The organism is Micromonospora sp. NPDC049900 (assembly GCF_044461025.1).
Taxonomy (GTDB): Bacteria; Actinomycetota; Actinomycetes; order Mycobacteriales; family Micromonosporaceae; genus Micromonospora.
Map to the genome: position 1 here is coordinate 300,051 of NZ_JBITKM010000001.1, position 24,400 is coordinate 324,450.

The following is a 24,400-nucleotide window of genomic DNA, read 5'->3' on the forward strand; positions in this document are numbered from 1 at the left end:
GGCCGAGCCTAGTGCCGACGCCCGTGACCGGAGGTACGCGCATCTCCGAACTATGATCGGAGGGTGTCCGAATCCTCCCTGGCGGAACTGCTCCGCGCCCGTGGGCTGCGGCTGACGGCGCAGCGGCAGCTGATCCTGCAAGCGGTGCTGGACCTGGGGCACGCCACCCCGGAGCAGGTGCACACGGCGGTCCGCGAGGTCGCCGCCGGTGTCAACATCACCACCATCTATCGCACGCTGGAGCTGCTGGAGCGGCTCGGCCTGGTCACCCACACCCATCTGTCGCACGGGTCGCCGACCTACCACGCCGCCGGTGAGGACCAGCACGTCCACCTGGTCTGCCGGGAGTGCGGCGCGATCGACGAGATGGAACCCGAGCTGCTGCGCCCGCTGGCCGACCAGTTGGCGGCCGAGCGTGGCTTCCGGGTCGACATCGGCCACGTCTCCTTCTTCGGCGTGTGTGAACGGTGCGGAGACGGAGACGGGGACCAGAAATGATCGACATCGCGGGCGCAGTGGCCGTGGAGAGCATCGACGAGGCCAGCCGGGACCAGCCGGAACCGGCGCACGTGGCGGCCGGCGTACGGTCGGTGGCCGCGCACTACGGCGACCCGATGCGTGAGCAGCGGCTGCTGGACACCGAGGTCGGCCTGGTGGACCGCTCGCACCGGGGCGTCGTCGCGGTGCCGGGCGCGGAGCGGATCTCCTGGCTGCACACGCTCACCACCCAACACCTGGCCGACCTGGGGCCCTGGCAGGGCACCGAGTTGCTGGTGCTCTCGCCGCACGGGCACGTCGAGCAGCACGCCATGGTGACCGAGGACGGCGACACCACCTGGCTGGACACCGAGCCCGGCGCCACCGGGAGCCTGCTGGGCTACCTGGAGAAGATGCGCTTCTTCAGCCGGGTCGAGCCCCGCGACGCCACCGCCGAGTACGCGCTGCTGTCCCTGGTCGGACCGAAGGCACCCGACGCGCTGGCCCTGCTGGACGTGCCGCCGCTCGCCGAGCCCGAGGTGCTCGGCGTACCGGGGGCCAAGTTCCGCTCCGGTGAGCTGCCCGCCCGCCCGACCGCCCGGTACGACGTCAAGCCGCTGCCCGGTGGCGGATGGGCTCGCCGGGTGCCGCTCGGGGTGGACCTGCTGGTGCCCCGGGCCGCCATGGACCAGGTGGTGCACCGGCTGCGCGACGGCGGTGTGCGGCCCGCCGGGCTGTGGGCGTACGAGGCGGTGCGGGTCGCCGCCCATCGGGCCCGGGTCGGCGTCGACACCGATCACCGCACGATCCCGGCCGAGGTGGACCTGATCGCCCCCGCCGTGCACCTCGACAAGGGCTGCTACCGGGGGCAGGAGACGGTCGCCCGGGTGCACAACATGGGCCGTCCGCCGCGTCGGCTGGTCCTGCTGCACCTGGACGGGGTGATGACCGACCAGCTTCCGGCCGCCGGTACCCCGATCACGCTCGACGACCGGACGGTCGGCTTCGTCGGCACCGCCGTGCACCACCACGAGCAGGGCCAGATCGCGCTGGCCGTGGTGAAGCGCTCGGTCGCCGACGACGCCACGCTGCGGGTCGGCGAGAGCACCGCCGCCATCGACGTGATGTAAGGAAGGGCACCTTGTTAACGCCTGCTGCATAGCAGGGGTCCCCTGCTCACACCGGCTCCCCGCTCGCGCTGAGGGCACCTGCTCACGCCGACGCTCCCCGCTCGCGCTGACGGCACCTGCCTGCGCCGAAGGCCGGGCTCGGGGTTCTAGGATCGCCGGCATGACGACAGCGACGTTGATCACGGTTGCCCCCACCGGCGCGGAGTCGGCCAAGACGGAGGTGCCGGCGCTGCCGGTGACCCTGGACGAGCTGCTGCTCACCGCCAAGGAGTGCGAGGCGCTGGGTGCCTCCGTGATCCACGTCCACATCCGTGACGGCCAGGCGCGCCCGACGCTGGACCAGGGACGACTGCGGGAGACGGTGGCGGCGCTGCGGGAGAGCACCGACCTGATCGTGCAGCTCTCCACCGGCGGGGCGGTCACCGACCCGGAGACCGACCGGCTGGCCGTGCTGGAGGCGGGACCGGACATGGCCTCGTGCACCATGGGCACGGTCAACTTCGGCGACGACGTCTTCCTCAACCGGTGGGAGTTCATCGTCGACCTGCACACCCGGATGCAGGAGCGGGGCGTCGTGCCCGAGTACGAGATCTTCGACCTCGGCCACCTGACCGCGTTGCAGCGGCTGCTCGGTCGGTACGGGCTGCCGCACGGCGGGCACGTGCACGTCGACTTCGTGATGGGGGTGCCGGGCGGGATGCCGGGCACCACGGCGACCCTGGTGGCGGCTCAGCAGATGCTGCGGGATCTGCCGGAGGGGACGACGTTCTCGGCGACCGGTGTCGGCCGCACCAGCATCCCGGTGCTGCTCGCCTCGCTTTCGGCCGGTGGTCACCTGCGGGTCGGCATGGAGGACACGATCACGTACGCCAAGGGGCGGCCGGTGGAGTCCAACATGCAGCTCGTCGCCCGCGCGGTCGGCTTCGCCCAGCTTGCGCAGCGTCCGCCGATGACCACGGCCGAGGCGCGCGAGATGCTCGGAATGTAAGGGGAGAACTCCCCACCGTTGCTGTACACCCGGAGGTGGCGTCCCTGCTCACCCCGGTGCCGGCCCACCCCACCTCGTCGGTACCGTCCACGTTGTGGGAGAGACGTACGAGGGCGGCGTGGCCCTCGCCGAGGTGGTCCGGTCCGGGTTCGTGGAGGGCGTACACCGGGGATCGGTGGTGGTGCTCGACGCCGACGGCGCGGTGGTCGCCGCGGCGGGTGACGTGACCGCGCCGGTCTTCCCGCGTTCGGCGAACAAGCCGATGCAGACGGTCGGGATGATCGACTCCGGGCTGCCGCTGACCGGCTCGGCCGACCTGGCCCTGGTGTCGGCCAGCCACGCGGGGGAGGAGTTCCACCTGGCCCGGGTCGCCGCGCTGCTCGCCACCGCGGGCCTGGGCGAGGACGCGCTGCACTGCCCGCCGGAGTTGCCGGTCGGCGAGCAGGCCCGCGAGGCGGTGCTGCGTGCCGGCGGCGGTCCCACCCGGATCCAGATGAACTGTTCCGGCAAGCACGCCGGGATGCTGCTGACCTGCCGTGCCGCCGGTTGGCCGCTGGAGGGGTACTGGCGGCCGGAGCACCCGCTCCAGCGGCGGCTACGGGACGCGGTCGAGGAGTCGACCGGTGAGCCGGCCGTGGCGGTCGGTGTGGACGGCTGTGGCGCGCCGGTGCTGTCGGCCTCGTTGACCGGGCTGGCCGGGGCGTACCTGCGGCTGGTGACGGCGGAGGAGGGCACGGCGGCGCGTACGGTGGCCGACGCCATGCGCGGGCATCCGGAGATCGTCGGTGGCACGGAGGCCGACGACACCCGGCTGATGCGTGGCGTACCGGGGCTGCTGGCGAAGGTGGGCGCGGAGGGCGTGATCGCCGCCGCGCTGCCCGGTGTCGGCGCGGTGGCCCTGAAGATCGACGACGGCGCCGGTCGTCCCCGGATGCCGGTGCTGGTCTCCGCGCTGCGTCGACTCCGTGTCGACGCGCCGGTGCTGGCGGAGTTCGCCGAGGTGCCGCTCTTCGGCGGCGGCCTGCCGGTCGGCGCCGTCCGTCCGCTCTGGTGACACGTCGGCGGCCGTCGTCGTTCGCCGCCGGCTGAGTGGTGAGGAAGGGACCCCTGCTCTACCGCAGGCGTTAGCAGGGGGCCCTTCCTTTCATCCCTACACCGCGGGCAGGAAGTCGAGCAGGGCGGCGTTCACCGGCGCCGGGCGCTCCAGGGGGAGCAGGTGAGCGGCGTACGGCACGTCGGGCAGGCGTACCGCCTGCGGGGCCTCGGCCGCGATGCGGTCGGCCAGGTGCCGGATGTCGGGTACGTCCGCCGCGCCGGCCATGACCAGCACGGGCATGGTCAGCTCGTCGAGCCGCCCGGTGGCCGGCGGATCCAGTTCGGCGATGTCGACCGCGCTGAGCGCCAGTTCGGCGGCGAGGGCGCGTTCGTCCATCGCGGTGGCGAAGGCCACCAGGTGCGGGTCGACGTCCGCCGGGTCCCGTTCCGGGCCGACCACCCAGAACCGCACCTCACCGGCGGCGGTGGCGGCGAAGTCCTCCGGGTCCACCTCGCCGACGAGGCTCTCCCAGAGGTCGTTCGTCTGCTCGGACCACTCGTGGCCGGAGACGGCGGTGCCGAGCAGGCCGAGTGCGCTGACCCGCGTCGGGTAAGCCAGGGCGGTGTCGATCGCCACCGCGCCGCCGAACGAGCAGCCGACCAGGGCGGCCCGGGGCAGGTTGAGTGCGTCGAGCAGCCCGGCCACGTCGTCATGGTGGGCGAAGGCGGTGTCCGGCAACTCGGACTCGCCGTAACCCCGCAGGTCGACGGCGATCACCCGGTGCCGGACGGCGAGCGCGTCGAGCTGCGCGTGCCACATCCGGCGGTCCGCGATGCCGGCGTGCAGCAGGACGACCGGCGATCCGGAGCCCGTCTCGTCGTACGCCAGCCGTGCGCCATTCACTTCGATCTTGGTCACGGCGAGACGGTACGACCGCCCGCGCGCGGGCGCAAACCCGCACCCTGAGACCTTGCTAACTGGGGCTAGCGTTTTGCTTGCAGTAGCTAGCAGGGCCGGTTAGCGTGGAGTCATGGCCACTTCCAAGGACCTTCCCGACGTCGGCGGGTTCATTCGTGACCTGCGGCGGAACGCGAAGATCTCACTGCGGCAGCTCGCCGAGCAGGCCGGGGTGAGCAACCCCTACCTGAGCCAGATCGAGCGGGGCCTGCGCCGCCCCAGCGCCGAGGTGCTCCAGCAGCTCGCCAGCGCGTTGCGGGTCTCCACCCCGGCGATGTACCTGCGCGCCGGGCTCCTCGACGACAAGGAGGGTCAGGGCGTACTGGCGGCCATCGCGGTCGACCCCGACCTGACCATGGCCCAGAAGCAGTCCCTGACCCAGATCTACGAGACGTTCCGTCGGGAGAACGCCCGGCTCGCCGACGCCACCGCCGCGGCGGACGCCGCCCGGGAGAGCAGCGCCGACACCGAGGCGGCCGGCGGGACGAACGCCGCGAACGACGTACCCGACCTCACCTCGCCCGACGTGGCGAACCTGGCCGCCACCGGTCCCACCACCGCCGAGGGATCGCCGACCGAGGCCGTCCTCGAATCGGTCGCCGTGACGGAGGCCGGTCCGGCCCCCGCGCCGACCCGCACCCCAGCCAAGAAGGCCGCCCGCACGGTGGTCCGCAAGGCCGCTGCCGCGGCCCAGGAGGAGAAGTCATGACCCAGCCGAAGACCGACCGGATCCCCGCCCCGCTCTATGCCGCCGCCGGTGCCGGCGACCTCGCCCTGAAGCAGTTGCGGCGACTGCCGACCGTGGTCGGCGAGCTGCGTGACCGGGTCACCGCCGACGGTGGCCGAGTCGTGAGCGACCTCGGTGGCAAGGCCGTCGTCGCCGGGTTCGAGCTGCGGCAGAAGGCCAACGACGCGCTGCGCAACGCCAACCAGACCGCCGAGTCGCTGCGGCAGAAGGCCACGCCGGCCGACCTCAACCGGCTGCGCGAGGCGGCCGACTTGAACCGGCTGCGCGAGGTCGCCGACCCGGCGAAGCTGCGCGAGGCCGCCGACGTGCAGAAGCTGCGCGAGGCCGCCGACCTGGACCGGCTGCGCGAGCTGGCCACCCGCAACGCCGCCGTGGTCGTCGCCGGTGCGCACGCCGCCCAGGAGCGGGCGCTGGCCGCGTACGGCGCGTTGGTCGCGCACGGTGAGCGGGTCGTCGGGGCGGGCGTGATGGAGGCCGCCGAGACGGTCAACGCCGACATCGAGGCCACCGACGCCACGGTGGAGCCCGCCGCGATCACGCCGGACGCCGAGCCGGTGTCGCCGCGCAAGCCGGCCGAGGTGCCCAGCCCGGCCGAGGTCGCCGAGATCGTGGAGGCCAAGCCGGCTGCCGGGAAGGCCGTGGCCAAGAAGACCACCCCGGCCAAGGCGGGCACCCGGCAGACGGCCGCCGCCAAGAAGACCACGCCGTCGGCGAAGCTGCCCCGCGCCACGAAGCGGACCCGCCCCGCGGGCGAGTGACCACGGCAGACACATCGACCACGGCGACCCCGGTCATCGTCCTGTCGGACGGGACCGGGGTCGCCAGCATAAGCTTGCCGTCATGGCCAACGCCGCGCCGATCTTCGTCTTCGACGTCCGCTACGTGATCGAACTGATCCTGTTCGTGTTCGCGCTGGTCGTGCAGGGGGTCGCACTCGTGCACGCCGTCACCCAGCGCTCCGACGCCTTCCCCGCCATCGGCACCCTGCCGAAGGGTGGGTGGATCGCGATCCTGGCGGTCACCACCCTGCTGACCCTGCTGACCCGCAGCACGCTGAGCATCTTCGGGCTGATCGGTGTCGCCGCCGCCCTCATCTACCTGCTCGACGTGCGCGTCGGCCTGCGTGAACTGGGCGACGGTAGAGGATCCTGGTGAGGGCCTTCCGCTGGCCACCTCCACCGGACGGCGGACCTCGCACCTGCGGGCCGGGGCCGGGCGCACCGCGCACCGGCCGCCCGCCGCTGCCCGACCCGGACACCGAGCTGGTCGACACCCCGCACGGCGTACGCCTGGAGCGGCTGGTCACCGGCGTCGGTGACCCGGTCACCGTGTTCGCGCACGGGTTCGGCAACGGCATCGCCACCACCCGCCCGTTCGGCAGTGGAGTCACCGGGCGCAAGGTCTTCTTCCAGTTCCGTGGCCACGGCCGCTCGGACGCGCCGGACGGTCCGTGGAGTTACCTCGACCTCGCCCGGGACCTGCGCGCCGTCGCCGATCTCAGCGGTGCCACCCGCGCCTTCGGGGTCAGCCTCGGCGCGGGCGCACTGTGTCGCCTGCTCGTGGAGAGCCCGGACCGCTTCGACCGGCTGGTCTTCTTCCTGCCCGCCGCACTGGACCGGCCCCGGGGACCGCTGGCCCACGCCCGGCTGACCGAGCTGCTCGCGGCGGTGGCGGACGGGGACGCCTCGGCGGTGGCCGAGGTGGTCTCGGTCGAGATGCCGCCGGCCGTACGCAACACTCCGGCCGGCTGGGCGTACCTGCGGCAGCGGCTCGATCACCTGCTCCGCGACGGACTCGCCGACGGACTGGCCGACCTGCCGGGGCAGGTGCCGCTGCCGGACGCCCGGGCGTTGGCGGCGGTGACCGCACCGGCCCTGGTGATCGCCGCCGAGGGCGACGACCTGCACCCGGTGGAGGTGGCCGAGGAGCTGGCCGCCGTGCTGCCGGGCGCCATCCTGCACCGGTACGAACGCCCCGGCGTGCTGTGGACGGAACGCGCCGATCTCCGCGCACGGATCTCCGAGTTCCTGAACGGGTAGCCTGCGCTGTCATGGGCGTCACACACCATGGCCGCACCCACCGCCTCGACCTGGCCGACCCGACCCTGCGCGAGTGGCAGTGCACCGTCCTGCACAGCGACCCCGAGCAGGGCATCGTGGTGGACCGTTCGGCCTTCTACCCGGGCGGTGGCGGCCAGCCGCCGGACCACGGCGTTCTGCTGTGGCAGGGGGTGCAGACCCGGATCGTGGGCACCCGCAAGGGCGACGATCTCTGGCTGATCCCCGCCGAGGGTGACCCGTTCCCGCCGGTCGGCGGCACGGTCACCGGCGCGGTGGAGGACGAGCGGCGCAGTCGGTTGATGCGTACCCACTCGGGGTTGCACGTGCTCTGCGGGGTGGTCTTCCGCGACTTCGGTGCGTTGGTCACCGGCGGCAACATGGAACCCGGCGAGGCCCGGATGGACTTCAACCTGCCCGAGGTGCCGCCGGACTTCAAGGCCCGCATCGAGGAGCTGGTCAACGCCGAGGTGGCGGCCGACCGTTCGGTGGCGACCCGGGTGCTGCCGCGTGCCGAGGCGTTGGCGTTGCCGGACATCATCCGCACCCAGTCGAACCTGATCCCGCCGGACGAGGCCGAGGTGCGCATCGTCGACATCGTCGGGTTGGACGTGCAGGCCGACGGGGGCACCCACGTCGCCTCGACGGCGCAGATCGGCCAGGTCCGAGTGGTGAAGGTCGAGAGCAAGGGCCGGGCCAACCGCCGGGTACGCATCCGCCTGTCCGACTAGCGCCTGCCGCCCGGCCTCGGCATCCTTTACCCGATCGACATGACAGATTACAAGATCATCTCATCTTCGGTGGCGATTTCTGCTGTACGGTCTGTGGGTGAGAACCGAGCGTCACTGGTGGAACGGCGACCGCACCGTGCGAGGCCGTCGCGACGTGTACATCCGCACCGACGGCGAGTCGTGGGAGGTCGAGGCCCGGGCCGGCGGCGGCGCCGGCGGGTCGAAGATCATCCCGTGTCCTGGTCTGCGGTCGGCGGAGATCCTGGCCGGAGCATGGATGGACGGCCAGCGCAAGTGGCAGGACGTCGCCACCTGAGCGGATCGTGCTCCCACACGTCGGCGGGCGGCAGGGGGTAGACTGACCTTGCGGCCCTGTCCTGGCGGGCCGGCTCGATGTTCCCAGGCCACGCGCCGCGACCGGTAAGCGGTCAGCGCCGGGCGGGATCTCTCTTCGACGTTCGGAGCATTCATGGCGGCACGCCGCCCACAGCAGCAGAACACCTCCTCGACCACTTCCACCTTCGCCGACCTCGGCGTGCCCGAGGCGCTCACCAGCGTCCTCGCCGCGGCCGGGGTGGACCGGCCGTTCCCGATCCAGGCGGCGACGCTGCCCGACGCGATCGCCGGACGCGACGTGCTCGGCCGTGGCCGCACCGGTTCGGGCAAGACGTACGCCTTCGTGCTTGCGGTGCTGACCCGCCTGGCGGCCACCCCCGCGCCCCGACGGGCCGGGCGTCCCCGGGCGCTGATCCTCGCGCCCACCCGTGAGCTGGCCTCCCAGATCGACGCCGTGATGGCACCGCTGGCGCAGGCACTGTCGCTGCGCACGATGACCGTTTTCGGCGGTGTCGCCGCCAACCCGCAGATCAAGGGCCTTCGTGCCGGGGTCGACGTGGTGGTGGCCTGTCCGGGCCGCCTCGCCGACCACGTCGACGCGGGCCACGCGCACCTGGACGCGGTCGAGATCACCGTGCTCGACGAGGCCGACCACATGGCCGACCTGGGCTTCCTGCCCACCGTACGGCGGTTGATGGACCAGACCCCGCGCGGCGGTCAGCGTCTGCTCTTCTCCGCCACCCTGGACGCCGGTGTCGACGTGCTCGTCCGCCGGTTCCTCACCGACCCGGTCACGCACAGTGTCGACTCGGCGCGGTCCCCGGTCACCGCGATGACGCACCACGTGTTGCACGTGCTCGCCGACGAGCGGTTCGCCGTGCTGGTCGACCTGGTCGCCACGCCGGGTCGCAGCGTGGTGTTCACCCGCACCAAGCGGGGGGCCAAGACGCTCACCCGTCGCCTGGTCGCCGCCGGGGTGAAGTCCGTGGAACTGCACGGCAACCTGGCCCAGGGGGCGCGGGCCCGCAACCTCCAGGCGTTCTCCGACGGCGAGGTGCAGACACTCGTCGCCACCGACATCGCCGCCCGGGGCATCCACATCGACGACGTGGCCCTGGTGGTGCACGCCGACCCGCCCGCCGAGCACAAGGCGTACCTGCACCGGTCGGGTCGTACCGCCCGGGCGGGGGCGGCCGGCACGGTCGTCACTCTGATGACCGACCAGCAGGCGTCCGAGGTGCGGGAACTGACCCGCAAGGCGGGCATCCGGGCGACCACCACCCGGCTGCGTCCAGGTGACGCGTTGCTGCGCGAGATCGCCCCGGGGGAGCGGACGCTGGTCGCCCAGCCGGTGGAGTCCGCCGAGCCGGTACGCGAGCCACGGTCGAACCGGGGCGGCCGTCGCGGTGGCACGTCGGCACCGGCCAAGAGCGGTGCGGCCCGATCCCAGACGGCACAGCCCGGCACCGGCCGGTCCCACGGCGGCCAGGCGGGTGCCGGGCGGTCACGTGGGGCGCAGAGCAGCCCGGGCCGCTCCCCGGAGACCCAGACCGGTGCGGGCCGGGCCCAGGGGACGCAGGCCGGTTCCGGTCGCTCCCAGGGCGGACGGTCGCAGTCGGCCCGAGCCGGTGCGGTCCCTGCCGGCGGGGCGCGCTCCGGAGCGGCGGCCTTCTCCGCCCGTGCCCGGCCCGGCGGACGCCGCCGGCAGGGCTGACGGCAGCACGGTGTCGACGGCGGCGGGACTGACGGCGGTGGGCTGACGCCGCCCCCGTGCGGTCCGGCTCGTCGTCGAGAGCCGGCGGGATGTCGTCGCCAAAGCTGACGTCGGTTGTCAGGTATTGCTGGCAACGTGACCGTCATGACGACATCGTTGACGGGGAAGGTGGCGCTGGTCGCCGGGGCCACCCGGGGCGCCGGCCGGCAGATCGCGGTGCAACTCGGCGCGGCCGGTGCCACCGTGTACGCCACCGGCCGCAGCAGCCGGGCGGCACGTTCCGAGCTGAACCGGCCGGAGACCATCGAGGAGACCGCCGAGCTGGTGACCGCCGCCGGAGGCGCCGGGATCGCGGTCCGGACCGACCATCTGGTGCCGGACGAGGTGCGGGCCCTGGTCGAGCGGATCGACGCCGAGCAGGGCCGCCTCGACGTGCTGGTGAACGACGTGTGGGGTGCCGACCCGCTGATCACCTGGGAGAAGCCGGTCTGGGAGCAGCCCCTCGACGCCGGTTTCCGGACGCTGCGGCTGGCGGTCGAGACCCACGTGATCACCAGCCACTTCGCGCTGCCGCTGCTGATCCGCCGTCCGGGTGGACTGGTCGTGGAGATCGGCGACGGCACGAAGGCGTACAATGACGAGAACTATCGGTTGTCGGTCTTCTACGACCTGGCCAAGACCTCGGTCAACCGGCTCGCCTTCATCTGGGCGCACGAGCTGAAGGAGCACGGCGGCACGGCCGTCGCGCTCAGCCCGGGATGGCTGCGGTCCGAGGCGATGCTGGAGCACTTCGGCGTCACCGAGGAGACCTGGCGCGACGGCGTCGCGACCGACCCGCACTTCCTCATCTCCGAGACGCCGGCCTTCGTCGGCCGGGCGGTCGCCGCACTCGCCACCGACTCCGACCGGCACCGCTGGAACGGCCGGTCCGTCTCCGCCGGGGAACTGTCCCGGGTGTACGGCTTCACCGACGTCGACGGCAGCCAGCCGGACGCCTTCCGCTACATCAGCGAGGTGGTCGACGCCGGTCGCCCCGCCGACGTCACCGGCTACCGCTGACCCCTCGCCCGCCGACCGGCGGTGCACCCGGTCGGCGGCTACGGTCGGCTGTCCCCGGCGGTTCCGGGGCGGGAGTCCTCGCCGGTCGGCGGCGCAGGATCGGTGGCGTAGAGCGCGACCGTCCGGGCCGCCGCCTCGGCCAGCCGGGCGCGCAGCTCGGGCGGGTCGCAGACCTCCACCTCCGGCCCGAGCCCGAGCAGTTGGGCGTACGCCACGTCGACGGACTCGACGGGCAGCCGGATCGTCGACCAGCCCTGGTCGTCGGGTCCGTCGGCGGCGGCGACCGCCTCGTCGTACCCGAACGGGGCGTCGACCAGGTGCCGGAGCACGCGCAGGCCGACCGGGCTCAGCCGGAGCGTCACCTCGGCCCGCAGCATGCTCCGCAGGAACGACGCGGCCTGCCGCTGCCAGTGCGCCGCCAGGTCGAAGTCCGGTTCCCGGTCGAAGGTCTCCCCGTGTGGCTCGACGGCGGTGACCCGGTCCACCCGGTAGGTGCGGACGTCCTCGCCGACCCGGGCGACGAGATACCAGGTCCCGCTCTTGAGCACGAGACCGTACGGGCGGACCCGGCGGGTCACCTCGTGCTCCCCGCGCCGGTAGCGCAGCGTCACCACCCGGTCCCGCCAGACCGCGCCCGCCAGCTCGGTCAGCCACTCCGGCGGGGCGGTCCGGTGGTGGTACCAGCCCGGCACGTCCAGGTGGAACCGCTGCCCGGTGCGGGCCGGGGCGTCGCGCAGACTCGGCGGCAGCGCGGCCAGCACCTTGAGTTCGGCGGCGGCCACCGCGTCGGCGAGTCCCATCTCCCCGGCCGGGCCGGGCAGCCCGGCCAGGAAGAGGGCCTCCGCCTCGTCCCGGGTCATCCCGGTCAACCGGGTCCGGTAGCCGCCGAGCAGCCGGTAACCGCCCGTCGGCCCCCGGTCGGCGTAGACCGGCACCCCGGCGGCGGAGAGCGCCACCACGTCCCGGTAGACGGTGCGTTCGGAGACCTCCAACTCGCGGGCCAGCTCCGCCGCCGTCATCACCTGCCGGGACTGCAACAACAGCAGCAACGAGATCAGTCGGGCGGCGCGCACCGGTCACCGCCCGCCGGGAGTGAGCAGGCCCCGGTCGTACGCGGTGGCCACCGCCGCCGCCCGGTCGTTGACGCCGAGCTTGGCGTAGACGTGCAGCAGGTGCGTCTTGACGGTGGCCTCGCTGATGAACAGGCGGGCCGCGGCCTCGCGGTTCGACGAACCTCGGGCGACCAGCGTGAGCACTTCGAGTTCCCGCTGACTCAACGGCTCCTCGGCGGGCGTCCGCGGCGTCCGCAGCCGCCCCATCAACCGTCCGGCGACGCTGGGGGAGAGCACCGACTCGCCCCGGGCGGCGGCGCGTACCGCCCGGACCAACTCCTCGCGGGGCGCGTCCTTGAGCAGGTAGCCGGTGGCACCCGCCTCGATCGCCGGCAACACGTCCGCGTCGGTGTCGTAGGTGGTCAGCACCAGCACCTTCGCCGGGCTGCCGGAGGCGGCCAGCCGCCCGATCGCGGTCACCCCGTCCATGCCCGGCATCCGCAGGTCCATCAGCACCACGTCCGGTCGCAACGCCTCGGCCAGCGCCAGCGCCTCGGCACCGTCGGCCGCCTCGCCGAGCACCTCGAACCCGGGGTCGCCGGTGAACATGCCGCGCAGCCCGTCCCGGACCACCGGATGGTCGTCGACGATGAGCAGGCGTACCGGGGCGGTCATGCGGCGGCTCCGGGCAGGGCGGGTACGGACGCCGAGACGGCGGTGCCGGTACCCGGTTCGGACTCGACGGCCAGCCGACCACCGACCCGGGTCACCCGCTGGCGCATCGCGGTCAGACCGTAGCCGCCGTCCCGGTCCGGTGCGACGCCACCGTCGACGTCGAACCCCGACCCGTCGTCGCGGACGTCCAACGTCACCACATCCGACATGTACGACAGAGTCAGTCCGACCCGGGACGCGGCGGCGTGCCGGGCCACGTTGGCCAGGGCCTCCTGGGCGGCCCGCAGCAGCGTCACCTCGATCTCCGGGTGCAGCGGTCGGGGCGTGCCGGTGGTGCTGACGCTGGCCGCCACCCCGTGCCGGGACGACCAGCGCCCGCCCAGTTCGGCGAGCGCGTCGGGCAGCCGAGCGGTCTCCAGCGGCTCCGGGCGCACGGCCCGGACCGAGCGGCGGGCCTCGGTGAGGCTCTCCCGCGCCAGGTCCAGCGCGTTGTCCACGTGCCGCCGCCAGTCGGCCGAACGGTCCCGGGACTGCTCGGCCGCCTCCAACTGGGTGATGATGCCGGTCAGCCCCTGGGCCAGGGTGTCGTGGATCTCCCGGGCCATCCGCTGGCGCTCGTCGCGCACACCGGCCTCCCGGGCCTGCGTGATGAGCTGTGCGTGCAACCCCTCGTTCTCCCGTACGGTCTCGGCGAGCCGTTCGTTGGCCGAGGTCAGCTCCGCCACCAGCCGCTTGCGCTTCTCACCCTCCCGGTCGGCGACGAAGGCGAACCAGCTCACGCCCCCGGCGACCACCAGGTTGAACAGCACCATCACCAGCCAGACCAGCCAGTGTGCGGAGACCGACGGCAGCCCGCCGCTCTGCGAGGTGCCGAGCAACACGGCGGTGACGACCACTCCGGCCATCGGCCACCGGCCCGGCAGGAAGAACGCGTAGACGAAGCCGATCCAGGCGAAGAAGCCGTACCACGGGCTGGCGATCACCAGCGTGGCGGCGAACCCCAGCAGCCCCACGTAGAAGAACGCCATCGGACCCCGCCGGTCGTGCCAGTCCGGATGCAGGGTGACGAACCAGGCGACCCAGCAGGCGGCGGCTGCGACGACGGGCAGGATGACCGTCAGCGGGAGACTGCGCGGGGTCGGCGCGAGAGCGGCCAACAGAGTGCCCACGGCCAGCCCGCCGAAGGGCAGCACCCGGTAGAGCCGCTCCTGCCAGATCTGTGGCCGGTCGCCGGTCTCGCCGCTGCTGGTCATCCGGCCCCCGTTCACTGCCAGCGGAACAGTCTCGCCGCGACGGTGCCGGCCGTCAGGGCGATCGCCGCCATTATCCCCAGGTGCAGCGGGTCCGGTGCGGTGCCGGTCCAGGCGTCCAACAGCGCCTGCACCCCGGGCGGGAGATACGCACCGAGGTCGGCCAGCACGTCGGGCAGCAGGAACCGGGGCAGGTAGACCCCGCCGAAGAACATCACCACCATGAACAGCGGTACCGACATCGCCTGCGCCGACCGGCCGGAGCCGGCCACCGCCGCGATCACCAGACCCAGCGCCAGCAACGCCGCCGTACCCAGGACCAGGGCGGCGGCGAACCCCCAGGGACGCTGCGGCAACGGCGAGCCGAACGCGAACCGGGCGACCAGGGCGAGCAGCACCGCGCTGGTCAGGATCCCGGCGAGCGCCAGGACGAGCTGGGCGACCAGCAGCGCCGCCGGGCTCGCCGGAGTGGTCGCCAACCGCCGCAGGATGCCGCGCTCGCGGTAGGTGGCCAGCACCGACGGGAGTACGTTCACCCCGACCATCGCCACCGAGGCGACCAGCAGCGACGGGGTGAAGTACGTGAGGAAGGACCGCCCACCGAAGTTCGGGTCCGGTACGCGGAACGACGGGACCAGCCCGAGCACCAGCAGGATCCCGGTGGGCAGCAGGATGGTGAGCAGCAGCGTCGGGAGGTCCCGCAGATAGAGCTTGGTCTCGGTCTTGAGGATCTGTCCGAAGGCGTGCATCGTCGTCCCTTCAGTCGGTGAGCCGGTGCCCAGTCAGCTCGACGAACGCGTCGTCGAGGCTCGCCTGCTCCACCCGCAGGTCGGCGGCGGTGATCCGGTGCCGGGCGAGTATCGAGGTGACCGCGTGCAGCAGCTCGCCGGTGCCGGTGACCACCACCTGCGTCCCGGTCCGCGTCACTGCGCTGACCTGCGGCAGGTCGGTGAGTAGTCGGTCGTCGAGCGGTGCCGAGGGCCGGAACCGCACCCGTCGTTCCGGTGCCACCGCCGCGACCAGCCCGGCGGGCGTGTCCAGCGCCGCCACCCGCCCCCGGTCGATCACCGCCACCCGGTCGCAGAGCCGTTCGGCCTCCGCCATGAAGTGGGTGACCAGCACGATCGTCACGCCCCGGTCGCGTACCCGCTCGATCAGGTCCCAGGTGTCCCGCCGGGCCTGCGGGTCCAGACCGGTCGTCAGCTCGTCCAGGATGGCGATCCGGGGCCTGCCGACCAGCGCCAACGCGATGGAGAGCCGCTGCTTCTGCCCGCCGGAGAGCTTCGCGTACGGCGTGTGCCGCTTCTCGCCGAGGCCGAGTTCGTCGATCAGCCGCGCCGGGTCGTCCGGCTCGCGGTAGAACGACGCGTACAGCTCCAGCGCCTCCGCGACCCGCAGCCGGTCCGGCAGTTGGCTCTCCTGGAGCTGCACCCCGACTTGCTGGCGCAGCCGGGCACCGTCCCGGCGGGGGTCGAGCCCGAGGACCGACACCCCGCCCCCGTCAGGGACACGCAGCCCGGCGACGCACTCCACCGTGGTGCTCTTGCCGGCACCGTTCGGCCCGAGTACGCCGAAGATCTCCCCGTCCGCCACGGTGAACGACACGTCCGCCACCGCCACCGTCTCGCCGTACCGCTTGTGCAGACTGGTCACCTCGATGACCGACATGCCGCCTCCCCGCCGCCGTGTTCGCGTACCCCTCAAGCGTCGCGGCGGCGGCCCGGCAGCGGATCGACCAACGGGCGACGCCCGGCGGCGGCCCCGGTTGATCCCGGCGATCCGTCAACCGGTGGATGTGGCGGCGGTGACTAGGCTCTGCGGCGTGAACGCATCCGCGATCCCCGGTGCCGCCGTGGGCAGCGCCCGCCGGTTCGTCGGCGGTGCCGCGCTGCTGCTGCGCGGGCTCGCCCTGTACGTCCGCAGCCCCGGCCTGATGCTGCTCGGCATCGTGCCCGCGCTGATCTCCGGGACGATCTTCCTCGCCGCGTACGCCGCCCTGGTGTACTTCGTCGGCGACCTGGCCCGCTTCGTGACCCCGTTCGCCGACGACTGGGCGACGACCGCCCGCAACGCGGTCCGGGTGATCGCCGGCCTGGCGATCCTCGGCCTCGGCGGCCTGCTCACGGTGCTCACCTTCACGGCGGTCACGCTGGTCATCGGTGACCCGTTCTACGAGAAGATCTCCGAGCGGGTGGAGCAGCGGTACGGCGGCACCCCGGACGCGGTCGACGTGCCGTTCTGGCCGTCGCTGCGGCGCAGCATCGCCGACTCGCTCCGCCTGGTGGCGCTGGCCGTCCTGGTGGGCGTCCCGCTGTTCGCGGCCGGGTTCATCCCGCTGCTCGGCCAGACCGTCGTCCCGGTGATCGGCGCGGCGGTCGGCGGCTGGCTGCTCGCCGTCGAGCTGGTGGGGGCACCCTTCCACCGCCGGGGCAAGGGCCTGCGGGACCGGCGGGCCGTGTTGAAGGCGGACCGACCCACCGCGCTCGGCTTCGGTGTGGCCGTCTTCGTCTGCTTCCTGATCCCGCTCGGTGCCGTCCTCCTGATGCCGGCGGCGGTGGCCGGTGCCGCCCTGCTGGCCCGCCGCACGCTCGGCCAACCCATCACCGAGGCGTGAGCATGGACGTCACGCTGGTCGAGGGGGACATCACCGCCGAGCGGGTCCACGCGACCGGCTGACGCCTTGTAGGGCGGGGCAGACGTGCCGCCCCGCCCCTTCTCAACGCCGTGCGGACGCTGCGGACCCGCTCAGCGGGCGATCAGTGCGAAGACGCCCCAGCCCAGGTATTCACGCTGGTAGCGCGTATAGCGGACAGGCTCGGTGGTGAGCTCCGCCCGTACCGTGTCGGCCAGTTCGTCGTCGGGGTTCGCGTCGAGCCAGCGGCGCAGGTTCAACCACTGTGCCGCCTGGTAGCGGTCCCAACTGTCCTGATCGGCCAGCAGCATCTCCACGACGTCGTACCCGAGGTCGCCGAACTGCTCGACCAACTCCGGCAGCAGCCGGAAGTCGTCCACGCTCTGCGCGAGACATGCTTCGGCGGTCTGCTGGTCCGGCACCTCCCGACGCCAGTACGGCTCGCCGACGAGCATCAGACCGCCGGGGCGGAGACTGCCGCTCAGGAGTTCGACGGTGCCGGACACGCCACCACCGATCCAGGTGGCGCCGACGCAGGCGACGAGATCGACCGGCTCGTCCGCCACGTAACCGGAGGCGTCGTCGTGCACGAAGGTGACCCGGTCGGCGACGCCGAGTTCCGCCGCGCGGGCGCGGGCCTGCTCGGTGAAGACCGTGCTGATGTCCACCCCGGTCCCGGTGACCTGATGGTCCCGGGCCCAGGTGCACAGCATCTCGCCCGAGCCGCTGGCCAGGTCGAGCACACGGGTGTCGGGGGCCAGACGCAGCGCCTGGCCCAGGGCGGCGAGCTTGCCGGGGGTGAACGGGTTGTGAATGCGGTGGTTACTCTCGCGAATGGTGAAGATGCGTGGCAGATCCACGGGAGATGCTCCTTTGCGGTGATGCGGTCATGGCGTGCGCGAAAGGCGGTCGACCGGAGCCGGTCGCCGCTGCTCGGACCGTCATCAATGCACCTCGCTCAGCACGTCCTCTTGAGTCCGGCCAGCGTAGGCACGCTGTCCCCGACACTTCCACCGATTTGCGCTGAGCTGCTCGCCTTCTCGACGACGAAGCGCCCGCCACGATCGGGCGGGCGCTTCGTCGTAGGTCTGGGTCAGGCTCGCTCGCCGAGCTGGGCGATGAACGTCCGCCACGCCGTCGGTCCGAAGGCCAGGGTGCGGCCGGTGGGGTCCTTGCAAATCTCCCCACCCCACCCGTCAGCCCTGCCAGCCGGCAGCCTCCAGGGCCGCGCGGAGCTGGGTTGCCACCTCGGCCGGGCGGTGTCGGACGTCGAAGGCGGTGAAGCGGAGGATACGGTCGCCCTCGATCCAGATCTTGTTCTGTCGGCGCAGGTCAGCGGCCCAGTGCCGGACGTCCATGTGGTGCCCGCCGTCGATCTCCACATGCAGCCGCCAGCGCGGCCAGTAGGCGTCCAGGTAACGCACCCGCCCGTCGGTGTCCCGACGCCGATGTTGTCCCTGCGGCGGCGGCAGCCCATGGCGACGGCACAGCCGGGTCAGGTCGATCTCGGAGAGCGCCTCCGCGCCGCCCGCGATGTCGTGCAGCGTCTCCCGGATCAGCGCGCCCCGGCGGGCCTGGGGCATCCGGTCCAGCACTGCCCCGATCTCCGCCGGGGTCGTCCGCCGCTGTTGGCAGCCGGCCGCGAGGATCTGTTGCGCCTCGTCGTCGGTACGCATCCACTGCGCCGCGTCGACCAGGGACCGTGCCATCGACGTACGGTCGGGGCGGCCCCGCTGGCGGTCGGTGTCGGGGAGGTGGCGGGCCCGGCGTACCCGGACCGCAGGCAGGCCGAGTGGTAGCCGGCGCAGCAGGTCGGCGCGCTGGCGATCGTGCGGGATCAGCACGTCGACGGTGTCGTAGCGATAGGTGCCGCGCAGCCCGCCCGCCGTCGCCGCCGCCAGCCCGGCGAGGAGCGCGCCCTCCCCGGCCGCGAGCACCGCCACCCACTGTGCTTGTGCCCGGGAGTACGCCCCGTCGGGCGGCTCGGCCCGCAGGATGCCCCGACACACCCGGCTCCATCGCCCGGAGGCCAACAGGTGGCGTACCCGTGACGGGCTCAGCGCGGCGGTGGCCTGCGCCGAGGTGATGATCGCCGCTTGCTCGAACAGCAACCACTGCAACGGATCGGCGTCATCTCGGGGTATCCGCACGAATCGATTGAATCGGGAGGTGGGTAGATTTGTTGTCGCTGGAACGACAGTAAATCTACCCACCTTCGTGTCGCCGCCGCCTTCCCGTGACTGGCAAGCCGAGGTACGGCAAGCTGCGCCGCTCGCACCGATCGCGCCCCTGGCCGACGGCTGCGGCGTCGTCAAGATCACGGCTGGCGTCGTCGTCGGGAACGCGTCCGGTGCCGCTCGCGCGGAGCGCGGCTGGTGACGTCCTCAAGGGTGGCGGTCGGCAGCGCTGTCACGGATGGCACCGCGGAGGCGGCGGAACGTAGCCCCGTCAGCCCGTCAGCCCGTCAGCCCGTCAGCCTGCCGGGACGGCGGCGACGGCCTCGACCTCGACGAGCTGGTCGGCGTAGCCGAGCACGGCCACGCCGAGCAGCGTGCTCGGTGCGTCGTGGTCGCCGAAGGCGTCGCGTACCACGTCCCACGTCGCGATCAGGTCGGCCTGCTCGGACGAGGCCACGTAGACGGTGCTCTTGACCACGTCGGTGAGCGTGGCACCGGCGGCGCGCAGCGCGGTCTCCAGGTTGGCCATGACCTGTCGGGCCTGGGCCGCATAGTCACCGGGGGCGACCGTGTTCCCGTCGGCGTCCAGCGGGCAGGCACCTGCGGTGTAGATCAGGCGGGTGGAGGGTTCCACGGTGGCCAGATAGGCGTACGGGGCGGCGGTGGTGAGGGCAGGCACGGGCAGCAATCGGATGGAGCTGGACATGCGCGGCAGGCTAACCAGTCCGGCGAGCCGGTCACCACCTGGTTTCGGTGTTAGGAAGGGACCCCTGCTCTACACGAGGCGTTAGTAAGGTGCCCTTCCTTACACCCGCACCCGCACCCCTCAGGCGGACTCGCGGACGATCAGCTCGGTGGGGAGGATCAGCGCCGGTTCGACGTCCTCCCCGGCGGCCAGACGCAGCAGCAGGCGGGTGCCCTGCCGACCCAGCTCGACTATCGGCTGGCGCACGGTGGTCAGCGGCGGATCGGTGTAGGCGGCGGTCTCGATGTCGTCGAAACCGATCACCGCCACGTCGTCCGGCACCCGTCGTCCGGTCTCGCGGAGCGTACGCATGGCGGCGTGCGCCATCAGGTCCGAGGCGGCGAAGACGGCGTCCAGGTCGGGGTGGGCGTCGAGCAGTTCCCGCATGGCCGCCGCCCCGGATTCGCGGGTGAAGTCGCCGACGGCCACCATCTCCGGCAGCCCGGCGGCGGTCACCGTCTCCCGGTAGCCGGTCAACCGCTCGATCCCGGCCACCATGTCCTGCGGACCGGCGATCGTGGCGATGCGGCGACGGCCCCCGTCGATCAGGTGCCGGACCGCGCGGGTCACGCCGGCCACCTGGTCAACGTCGACGTACGGGATGTCGGCGCCGTCGAGGGGACGGCCGCTGCACACCACCGGGATGCCGAGCGCGGCCAGCTTGGCGGGGAGCGGGTCGGCGCCGTGCAGCGAGGCGAACAGCACCCCGTCGACGTGTCGGCCGGTGGTGTACCGCTCGACCCGCTCGTGACCGGCCGGTGAGCCGGCCAGCATCAGCACGAGCTGCTTGTCGGCGGCCTCCAACTCCTGCGCGGCACCCCGGATGATGCCCGGGAACACCTGGTCGTCGGAGAAGACCCGGGTGGCCTCCTCCGGCATGACCAGGGCGATCGAGTCGGTGCGTTGGGTGACGAGGGTACGGGCGGCCAGGTTCGGCACGTACCCCAGCTCGGCCACCGCCTGGCGGACCGCCTCCCGGATCGGCTCGGCGACCGTGGTCGAGCCGTTGACCACCCGGGAGACGGTGGCCCGGGACACTCCGGCCCGTCGCGCCACCGCTTCCAGAGTGGGCCGCTGCGCCCCCGTCATAGGAGAAACCACCATCTCGTCACAGCCCGTTCCGGGAGATCACCTCCTGGTACCACCGGGCACTCGACTTCGGTGTACGCCGCTGGGTGAGGTAGTCGACGTGCACGATGCCGAATCGCTTCCGGTACCCCTCGGCCCACTCGAAGTTGTCCAGCAATGACCATACGAGATAGCCCCGCAGGTCGACGCCCCGGGCGATGGCCTCGTGCGCGGCACGCAGGTGGCCGTCGAGGTAGGCGATCCGGTCCGAGTCCTGGAGCGGGCTGGACGGGTCGGCGGTCTTGTCCGGAAAAGCCGCACCGTTCTCGGTGATCAGCAACGGCACGCCGGGGTAGTCGGTGGCGATCCGCTCCAGCAGCCGGGTCAGCCCGGCCGGCTCGATCATCCACCCCATGTCGGTCAGCGGACCGACCGCCGGCAGGAACTCCACCGCGCCCTCGGTACCCGGGTACGCGCCACCGCCCCCGCCGCCGTCCGGACGGCCCGCGACGTACGTGGGCGAGTAGTAGTTGATGCCCAGCAGGTCGATCGGTGCCGCGATGATCTTCTCGTCGCCGTCCCGGACGAAGGTCGGCTCGACCAGCCGCGCCACGTGCTCGCGGACGTCGTCCGGGTATCCGCCGACCAGCAGTGGATCGAGGAAGATCCGGTTGTGCAGGCCGTCGACCAGGCGTGCGGCGGCGGCATCGGCCGCGCTGTCCGCGTCGGCGGGCTGCACGTCGGCGGGGTTGAGCGTGATGCCGACCCGGGCCGCACCGCGGCTGCGCAGGGCCTGGGTGGCCAGGCCGTGCGCGAGCAGCAGATGGTGTACGGCCGAGAAGGCCGCCCCCGCGTCCTGCACGCCGGGCGCGTGCACTCCGTTGCCGTACCCGAGGTACGCGGAGCACCACGGCTCGTTGAGCGTCGTCCAGGTGTCGATCCGGTCGCCGAGCCGGGTGTGCACGGCACTGGCGTAGGTGGCGAAGTGCTCGGCGGTGTCCCGGTCGGTCCAGCCGCCCCGGTCCTGCAACGTCTGCGGCAGGTCCCAGTGGTAGAGGGTGACGATCGGGTCGATGCCCCGCCCCAGCAGCGCGTCCGTCAACCGGTCGTAGAAGTCCAGGCCGCGCGGGTTTACCGGCCCGCTGCCGTCGGGCTGGATGCGGGGCCAGGACACCGAGAAGCGGTACGCCTGGAGGCCCAGCTCCGCCATCATCGCCACGTCGTCGGCGTACCGGTGGTAGTGGTCGCAGGCGACGTCGCCGGTGTGCCCGGCGTGGACCTTGCCCGGCGTACGGCTGAAGGTGTCCCAGATCGAGTCACCGCGCCCGTCGTCGCGGGCCGCCCCCTCGATCTGGTACGCCGCCGTGGCCGCACCCCACAGGAAGTTCTCCGGGAAACTCAACTCGCTCATGCCGGCACTCCGCTTCGCTGCGTGCCGCCACGAGGCACGGCCCTGTGTCGATGGTTCGCTCGCTGACGCTCGCTCATGCCGGCACTCCGCTTCGCTGCGTGTCTGCCTGAGCCACCCGGGTGTTGATGGCTCGCTCGCTGACGCTCGCTCACGCCTTCACCGCACCTTCCATGATCCCGCCGATGATCTGGCGGCCGAACAGGACGAACACCAGCAGCAACGGCAGCGTGGCGATGGCCGTACCGGTGAACACCTGGGACATGTCCTGGTAGTAGCCGTCGGACAGGGCACGCAGCGACAACTGCACGGTGGGATTCTCCGGATCGTTGAGCACCGCGTACGGCCAGAGGAAATCGTTCCACGTGGTCATGAAGGTGAGCAGGCCGAGCACGGCGGCGGCCGGCCGCAGTGCCGGTACCACCACGTTCCAGTAGATCCGGGCGGTGCCGCATCCGTCCACCCGGGCCGCCTCGATCAGCTCGGTGCTGACCGCCTGACCGGCGTACTGCCGCATCATGAACACGCCGAAGCCGGTGACCAGGGCGGGCAGGATCACGGCGGGCAGCCGGTCGTTCAGGTTCAGCTTCGTCATCAGGATGTACAGCGGGATGACGCCGAGCTGGGTGGGCACCATCATGGTGGCGATGATCACCATCAGCATCGCGTTGCGGCCCCGGAACCGCAGCTTGGCGAAGGCGAACCCGGCCAGGCTGCAGAAGAACACCACCGAGACGGTGACCGTGGTCGCCACGATCGCGGAGTTGATCAGACCGGTCAGGAAGTAGGCGTCGGTGTTGTCGAACAACCGGGCGATGTTGGCGCCCAGGTTGCCGCCGGGCGTCATCGGTGGCGGCAACTGCCCCATCGCGTCGCTGCTGCGGCTGGCCACCACGAACATCCAGTAGATCGGGAAGAGCGACATCACGGTGGCGGCGATCAACGCGCAGTACGTGAGCGGGCTGGCCCGCCAGAGCCGGCTCATCGCGCCACCTCGCTGCGCTCGGCGTCGCGACGAAGCCCCAACGCGCTGAACCGATGGACTCGCTCGCTGCGCTCGCTCATCGCGCCACCTCGCTCTGCTCGGCGTCGCGACGAAGCCCCAACGCGCTGAACCGAAGGACTCGCTCGCTACGCTCGCTCATCGAGGGCCTCCCTTCCGCCCGCCGACGTTCGGGCGGGCACCGGCCCCGAGCCGGCGGATGATCAGTACGTTGATCGCCGCGACGATGGCGATCAGGGCGAAGAGGAGCCACGCCACCGCCGAGCCGTAGCCGAAGTTGTAGTAGGGCGCGAAGGCGTTCTCGAACATGTACATGGTCAGCGTCTGCGACTCGCGCATCGGGCCGCCCCGGATCGCGTTGGTGCCGGAGTGGAACAGCCGGGGCTCGGTGAAGAGTTGGAGCCCGCCGATGGTGGAGATGATGACGCAGAAGATGATCGTGGGCTTGAGCAGCGGCACGGTGACGGCCCAGAACTGCCGGGCCCGGTTCGCGCCGTCGATCGCCGCCGCCTCGTACAGGTCGCGGGGGATGGCCTGCATGGCGGCCAGGAAGATCAGTGCGTTGTAGCCGGTCCAGCGCCAGTCGACCATGGCGGAGATGGCCACCCAGGAGGCGAACCGGTCGGACTTCCACCCGATCGGATCGAGGCCCACCAGGTCGAGCATCCAGTTGACCATGCCGAACTCGCGACCGAACAGCACCCCGAAGACGATCGCCACGGCGGCCGTGGAGGTGACGTTGGGGACCAGCACCGCCATCCGCCAGCCGGTCCGGAAACGCAGGTGCCGGTTGAGCAGGTTGGCCAGCCAGAGCGCCAGAAGCAACTGCGGCACGGTGCTGATCACGAAGATGCCGAGCGTGTTCACCACCGAGTGCCAGAAGTCGCCGTCGACCAGCAACTGGGTGTAGTTGTCCGCGCCGATGAAGGTGGGATCGCTGCCGAGCAGGTCCCAGTCGTGCAGCGAGACCCACAAGGTGTACGCCAGCGGCCACGCCCCGAAGATCGCGAAGATCACGAAGAACGGGGCGATGTAGAGGTAGGGCGAGTACTTCGCGTCGATCCGGCTCAGTCGGCCGGACCGGGGCGGGCGGGTGTTCCGCGGTGCCGGGGTGGCCGGCGGGTGCGCGTCGAGCTGCAACGCCATGACCCGTGACT

The 24,400-nt window shown here is 72.2% G+C and carries 26 protein-coding genes; 13 read left to right on the forward strand and 13 right to left on the reverse strand.

Features of this window, described 5'->3' with window-relative positions:
- Positions 1–63 precede the first annotated feature (63 nt).
- The 4 genes from ACIBMZ_RS01375 to ACIBMZ_RS01390 all read left to right on the forward strand — a co-directional run bounded on the left by ACIBMZ_RS01375 (position 64) and on the right by ACIBMZ_RS01390 (position 3,649).
- Positions 64–498, forward strand: a complete 435-nt coding sequence (locus ACIBMZ_RS01375; protein ID WP_396689997.1) for a Fur family transcriptional regulator — start codon at positions 64–66, stop codon at positions 496–498.
- The gene (locus ACIBMZ_RS01380) at positions 495–1,607 is read left to right on the forward strand and encodes a YgfZ/GcvT domain-containing protein (RefSeq protein WP_396689999.1); all 1,113 of its coding nucleotides are present in this window, start codon (positions 495–497) and stop codon (positions 1,605–1,607) included. Before ACIBMZ_RS01375 ends, ACIBMZ_RS01380 begins: the two co-directional genes overlap by 4 nt.
- Positions 1,608–1,767: 160 nt before the next feature.
- Entirely contained in the window at positions 1,768–2,595 is an 828-nt protein-coding gene (locus ACIBMZ_RS01385) for a 3-keto-5-aminohexanoate cleavage protein (protein ID WP_396690000.1), read from the forward strand.
- Between the two features lie 94 nt (positions 2,596–2,689).
- Entirely contained in the window at positions 2,690–3,649 is a 960-nt protein-coding gene (locus ACIBMZ_RS01390; RefSeq protein WP_396690002.1) for an asparaginase, read from the forward strand.
- 96 nt (positions 3,650–3,745) lie between these two features.
- On the opposite strand, the gene ACIBMZ_RS01395 is transcribed toward ACIBMZ_RS01390, so the two are convergent.
- A complete protein-coding gene (locus ACIBMZ_RS01395) occupies positions 3,746–4,549 on the reverse strand; it encodes an alpha/beta fold hydrolase (protein WP_396690004.1) in 804 nt (267 codons plus the stop codon).
- Between the two features lie 112 nt (positions 4,550–4,661).
- On the opposite strand from ACIBMZ_RS01395, the gene ACIBMZ_RS01400 reads away from it, so the two are divergent.
- The 8 genes from ACIBMZ_RS01400 (at position 4,662) to ACIBMZ_RS01435 (ending at position 11,233) form a co-directional block, all read left to right on the forward strand.
- Positions 4,662–5,297, forward strand: a complete 636-nt coding sequence (locus ACIBMZ_RS01400) for a helix-turn-helix domain-containing protein (RefSeq protein ID WP_396690006.1) — start codon at positions 4,662–4,664, stop codon at positions 5,295–5,297.
- Complete coding sequence (locus tag ACIBMZ_RS01405; RefSeq protein ID WP_396690007.1) at positions 5,294–6,094, forward strand: hypothetical protein; 801 nt, start codon at positions 5,294–5,296, stop codon at positions 6,092–6,094. The genes ACIBMZ_RS01400 and ACIBMZ_RS01405 overlap by 4 nt, the downstream gene beginning before the upstream one ends.
- An 82-nt stretch (positions 6,095–6,176) precedes the next feature.
- Complete coding sequence (locus tag ACIBMZ_RS01410) at positions 6,177–6,491, forward strand: DUF2516 family protein (RefSeq protein WP_350693103.1); 315 nt, start codon at positions 6,177–6,179, stop codon at positions 6,489–6,491.
- Positions 6,488–7,375, forward strand: a complete 888-nt coding sequence (locus ACIBMZ_RS01415; protein WP_396690009.1) for an alpha/beta fold hydrolase — start codon at positions 6,488–6,490, stop codon at positions 7,373–7,375. The genes ACIBMZ_RS01410 and ACIBMZ_RS01415 overlap by 4 nt, the downstream gene beginning before the upstream one ends.
- 11 nt (positions 7,376–7,386) lie before the next feature.
- On the forward strand, positions 7,387–8,124 hold the full coding sequence (locus ACIBMZ_RS01420) for an alanyl-tRNA editing protein (protein WP_396690011.1): 738 nt from the start codon (positions 7,387–7,389) through the stop codon (positions 8,122–8,124).
- A gap of 97 nt (positions 8,125–8,221) precedes the next feature.
- On the forward strand, positions 8,222–8,440 hold the full coding sequence (locus tag ACIBMZ_RS01425) for a hypothetical protein (RefSeq protein ID WP_396690013.1): 219 nt from the start codon (positions 8,222–8,224) through the stop codon (positions 8,438–8,440).
- Between the two features lie 153 nt (positions 8,441–8,593).
- Positions 8,594–10,174, forward strand: coding sequence for a DEAD/DEAH box helicase (locus ACIBMZ_RS01430; protein WP_396690015.1), 1,581 nt, complete (start codon positions 8,594–8,596; stop codon positions 10,172–10,174).
- A gap of 144 nt (positions 10,175–10,318) precedes the next feature.
- The gene (locus ACIBMZ_RS01435; RefSeq protein ID WP_396690017.1) at positions 10,319–11,233 is read left to right on the forward strand and encodes an SDR family oxidoreductase; all 915 of its coding nucleotides are present in this window, start codon (positions 10,319–10,321) and stop codon (positions 11,231–11,233) included.
- Between the two features lie 38 nt (positions 11,234–11,271).
- Here the strand turns inward: ACIBMZ_RS01435 and ACIBMZ_RS01440 are convergent, their stop codons facing one another.
- Genes ACIBMZ_RS01440 through ACIBMZ_RS01460 form a run of 5 tightly spaced genes read right to left on the reverse strand, consistent with a single transcriptional unit; the run spans position 11,272 to position 15,878 of the window.
- On the reverse strand, positions 11,272–12,306 hold the full coding sequence (locus ACIBMZ_RS01440) for a helix-turn-helix transcriptional regulator (RefSeq protein WP_396690019.1): 1,035 nt from the start codon (positions 12,304–12,306) through the stop codon (positions 11,272–11,274).
- Between the two features lie 3 nt (positions 12,307–12,309).
- Complete coding sequence (locus tag ACIBMZ_RS01445) at positions 12,310–12,960, reverse strand: response regulator (protein WP_396690021.1); 651 nt, start codon at positions 12,958–12,960, stop codon at positions 12,310–12,312.
- Positions 12,957–14,213, reverse strand: coding sequence for a sensor histidine kinase (locus ACIBMZ_RS01450; RefSeq protein ID WP_396690023.1), 1,257 nt, complete (start codon positions 14,211–14,213; stop codon positions 12,957–12,959). The genes ACIBMZ_RS01445 and ACIBMZ_RS01450 overlap by 4 nt, the downstream gene beginning before the upstream one ends.
- 11 nt (positions 14,214–14,224) lie before the next feature.
- Positions 14,225–14,959 carry an ABC transporter permease gene (locus tag ACIBMZ_RS01455; RefSeq protein WP_396690025.1) on the reverse strand — a complete coding sequence of 245 codons (735 nt, stop codon included), beginning with the start codon at positions 14,957–14,959 and terminating at the stop codon, positions 14,225–14,227.
- Between the two features lie 10 nt (positions 14,960–14,969).
- Complete coding sequence (locus tag ACIBMZ_RS01460; RefSeq protein WP_396690028.1) at positions 14,970–15,878, reverse strand: ABC transporter ATP-binding protein; 909 nt, start codon at positions 15,876–15,878, stop codon at positions 14,970–14,972.
- 154 nt (positions 15,879–16,032) lie between these two features.
- Between ACIBMZ_RS01460 and ACIBMZ_RS01465 the strand changes: the two genes are divergently transcribed.
- Positions 16,033–16,824 (forward strand): EI24 domain-containing protein, encoded by a 792-nt coding sequence (locus tag ACIBMZ_RS01465; protein ID WP_396690030.1) that lies wholly within the window; start codon positions 16,033–16,035, stop codon positions 16,822–16,824.
- Positions 16,825–16,955: 131 nt separating this feature from the next.
- Here the strand turns inward: ACIBMZ_RS01465 and ACIBMZ_RS01470 are convergent, their stop codons facing one another.
- The 7 genes from ACIBMZ_RS01470 to ACIBMZ_RS01500 all read right to left on the reverse strand — a co-directional run bounded on the left by ACIBMZ_RS01470 (position 16,956) and on the right by ACIBMZ_RS01500 (position 24,389).
- The gene (locus tag ACIBMZ_RS01470) at positions 16,956–17,702 is read right to left on the reverse strand and encodes an SAM-dependent methyltransferase (protein WP_396690032.1); all 747 of its coding nucleotides are present in this window, start codon (positions 17,700–17,702) and stop codon (positions 16,956–16,958) included.
- Positions 17,703–18,038: 336 nt separating this feature from the next.
- Positions 18,039–18,992, reverse strand: a complete 954-nt coding sequence (locus tag ACIBMZ_RS01475) for an endonuclease domain-containing protein (RefSeq protein WP_396690034.1) — start codon at positions 18,990–18,992, stop codon at positions 18,039–18,041.
- A 322-nt stretch (positions 18,993–19,314) separates the two neighbouring features.
- Positions 19,315–19,725, reverse strand: coding sequence for a RidA family protein (locus tag ACIBMZ_RS01480; RefSeq protein ID WP_396690036.1), 411 nt, complete (start codon positions 19,723–19,725; stop codon positions 19,315–19,317).
- A gap of 120 nt (positions 19,726–19,845) precedes the next feature.
- Positions 19,846–20,853 carry a LacI family DNA-binding transcriptional regulator gene (locus tag ACIBMZ_RS01485; protein WP_396690038.1) on the reverse strand — a complete coding sequence of 336 codons (1,008 nt, stop codon included), beginning with the start codon at positions 20,851–20,853 and terminating at the stop codon, positions 19,846–19,848.
- 19 nt (positions 20,854–20,872) lie between these two features.
- Complete coding sequence (locus ACIBMZ_RS01490) at positions 20,873–22,243, reverse strand: GH1 family beta-glucosidase (protein ID WP_396690040.1); 1,371 nt, start codon at positions 22,241–22,243, stop codon at positions 20,873–20,875.
- A gap of 148 nt (positions 22,244–22,391) precedes the next feature.
- Positions 22,392–23,225 (reverse strand): carbohydrate ABC transporter permease, encoded by an 834-nt coding sequence (locus tag ACIBMZ_RS01495; RefSeq protein ID WP_131051540.1) that lies wholly within the window; start codon positions 23,223–23,225, stop codon positions 22,392–22,394.
- 156 nt (positions 23,226–23,381) lie between these two features.
- Positions 23,382–24,389: a carbohydrate ABC transporter permease gene (locus ACIBMZ_RS01500; RefSeq protein ID WP_396690043.1), complete on the reverse strand. Its 1,008-nt coding sequence runs from the start codon at positions 24,387–24,389 to the stop codon at positions 23,382–23,384.
- Positions 24,390–24,400: the final 11 nt, after the last annotated feature.